Here is a 752-nt window from a genome sequence, read left to right on the forward strand (position 1 = left end):
GCGGCCGACGTATCGAGCGTAAAGCTGAACGACGTTGCCGACGACGTGTTGCCGGCGATATCGGTTTGCCGGACCTGCACATCGTTCAGGCCTTCGGTGGCACTGAAACTCGTGTTCCACGTGTGGCCGCCGTCGGTCGAGTATTCGACGGTGGCGCCGGTTTCGACACCGGACAGGTTCAGCGTGCCGACATTGGTGACGTGATCGGACGCATTGCTGCCGGAATCCGTGGTGAGTGCGACACCGGGGGCAGCCGCCGACGTGTCGAGCGTGAAGCTGAACGACGTCGGATCGGACGTGTTGCCGGCGACGTCGGTCTGCCGGACCTGCACGTCATTCAGACCTTCGGTGGCGCTGAAATTCGTATTCCAAGTATGACCGTCATCGATCGAGTATTCGACGGTGGCGCCGGTCTCGACACCGGTCAGGTTCAACGTGCCGACATTGGTGACGTGATCGGACGCGCTGCTGCCGGAATCGGTGGTGAGCGCCACACCAGGGGCAGCAGCCGACGTGTCGAGCGTGAAACTGAACGAGGTCGGATCGGATGTGTTGCCGGCGACATCGGTCTGCCGGACCTGCACATCATTCAGGCCTTCGATCGCGCTGAAGCCGGTGTTCCAGGTATGGCCGCCATCGGTCGAATATTCGACAGTGGCGCCGGTTTCGACACCGGTCAGGTTCAACGTGCCGACATTGGTGACGTGATCGGACGCGCTGCTGCCCGAATCGGTGGTGAGGGCGACACCGGG

At 62.5% G+C, this 752-nt stretch carries 1 protein-coding gene; it reads right to left on the reverse strand.

Going from position 1 to position 752, the window contains the following annotated elements:
* A partial coding sequence (locus DID99_RS36775) for an Ig-like domain-containing protein (RefSeq protein ID WP_148094719.1) occupies positions 1–752 on the reverse strand: 752 nt, incomplete at both ends.

The organism is Burkholderia sp. Bp8986, assembly GCF_003854225.1.
Taxonomy (GTDB): Bacteria; Pseudomonadota; Gammaproteobacteria; order Burkholderiales; family Burkholderiaceae; genus Burkholderia.